3 protein-coding genes and 1 pseudogene are annotated in these 1802 nt (G+C 69.2%); all 4 read left to right on the forward strand.

Annotated elements, in window-relative coordinates; all coding sequences use genetic code 11:
• Positions 1-134 precede the first annotated feature (134 nt).
• Positions 135-341, forward strand: a complete 207-nt coding sequence (locus tag H8R17_RS45310; protein WP_187828971.1) for a hypothetical protein — start codon at positions 135-137, stop codon at positions 339-341.
• A gap of 66 nt (positions 342-407) precedes the next feature.
• Positions 408-1028: a bifunctional 2-polyprenyl-6-hydroxyphenol methylase/3-demethylubiquinol 3-O-methyltransferase UbiG gene (locus tag H8R17_RS45315; RefSeq protein WP_187828972.1), complete on the forward strand. Its 621-nt coding sequence runs from the start codon at positions 408-410 to the stop codon at positions 1026-1028.
• 204 nt (positions 1029-1232) lie between these two features.
• The gene (locus H8R17_RS48475; protein ID WP_262506066.1) at positions 1233-1568 is read left to right on the forward strand and encodes a hypothetical protein; all 336 of its coding nucleotides are present in this window, start codon (positions 1233-1235) and stop codon (positions 1566-1568) included.
• A 41-nt stretch (positions 1569-1609) separates the two neighbouring features.
• Positions 1610-1802: pseudogene (locus H8R17_RS48480) on the forward strand (IS1380 family transposase); the annotation flags it as partial.

Here is a 1802-nt window from a genome sequence, read left to right on the forward strand (position 1 = left end):
CCTCGCCAGCGCGGCAGGACTCACCCACCCACCGGAGATCAAGACAGCGAGTTATTAATCGGCAAGCCCTAACTACACGGCATTGGGTCTATTCCGCCGCGGGCCAGCGTGACCCGGCCCAGGCGGGCGCCGCGTTGTCCCTCGTCGTCAGCCTCGGATACGTCGGCTTTCTCGTCGGCCCCATCGTCATCGGCAGCGTCAGCACGTTCATCGGACTGCCCGACGCGTTGGGCATCCCCGCCGCGCTCGTGTTCCTGGTGGCCCTCGGCGCCCCGGCTCTGCGGCCCCGTGATCACGGCGACCACACGGCAACGGCGTCCGCCACCAGCCCAGTTGATTGAGCCGGTTCGCGCATGAGCTCGAAATCCGTTCGCTGTGACTCGGGCAACTGGCTACCGTCGCCGCGCATGGACCTCGAGGACCCCAAAGACGTCGTCCGGCGTGGCTACGACGCGCTGTCCGTGCGCTATGACGAGGCGTACGGCGCCGAGACGAAGTACGAGCCATGGCTCAGCGACCTGCGCGCACGCATCCCGGCCGGTGGCACCGTGCTGGACCTGGGCTGCGGAAGCGGGGTGCCGGTAGCACGTTCTCTGGCCGATGCCGCTTACCGGGTCACCGGCATCGACATCAGCGCGGTGCAGGTCCGCCGGGCCCGGGAACGGGTGCCCGAGGCGGAGTTCATCCAGGTCGATGCCACGGCCGCGTCCTTCGACGACGCACCCTTCGACGCTGTCGTCTCCCTCTACGCCCTCATCCACATTCCACTGTCCGAGCAGCCGCCCTTGCTGCAGAGGGTCGCCGCGTGGCTGCGCCCGGGAGGCTGGCTCGTGGCGACTACTGGACACCGTGCGTGGACCGGCGTCGACGAGAACTGGCTCGGTGGCGGAGCCCCGATGTGGTTGAGCCACGCGGATGCCGCCACCAACCGCGCGTGGATGACCCAGGCCGGACTGACCGTCGAACGGGAGGAGTTCGTGCCCGAAGGCGATGGCGGGCACGCCTTGTACTGGGCACGACGCCCCTGATAACCCAACCCTGGGAATTCAGCTGAATTGGGCGATCTGACGGCCCGGTAGCAGATAGGTGCCGCTGGCCTGCAAGGATGCGAGTGTCGAGGTCGTATCCGCTGCGAGAGTCAGGGCACCAATCTGGTGAGCGAGCCTACAGGGTGGGATCGGCGGCTGTCCGTAGCCGCGGACGGGAAGGGATTGATCGGGTATGCCGGGGCGGTGCTGCTGCGCCGGCTGGCGGACCGTACGGGGTTGACGGCCGCGGTGACGGCCGTGCTGCCCGGTGGCGGCGGGCACGGCTGGCGCGAGCGGGGTGCGGTGCTGGTGCAACTCGCCGTGGCGATCGTGCTGGGGGCGCGGAACCTGAGCGATGCCGAGGCCCTGCAGGCCCACCATCAGGGCCTGTTCGGGCCGGGGGTGTCGGACTCCACCACCCGTCGTGCGCTCGCCGATCTGGACGAGCAGGTGCTGGCTGCGCTGGCCCGCGCCCGGGCGAAGGTGCGCCGCCACGTGTGGTCGCTGCTGTGCCTGCGGCCGGGTGGGTTCCCTGGCTGACGGTCGCCGGGAAGCGGCTGTACGGCTGGGTCGTGATCGACATGGACGCCACGATCATCACCGCCGCGTCCAAGAAGCAGGGCGCCTCTGCGACCTGGAAGAAGACTTTCGGGTTCCATCCGCTGGCCGCGTGGTGTGCGAACACGCACGAGTGCCTGGCGATGCTGCTGCGTACCGGCAGCGCCGGCTCGAACACGGTCGCCGACCACCTGAAGGTACTGGCCGACGCTTTGG

This window comes from Streptomyces sp. TRM68367, assembly GCF_014495685.1.
Lineage (GTDB): Bacteria > Actinomycetota > Actinomycetes > Streptomycetales > Streptomycetaceae > Streptomyces.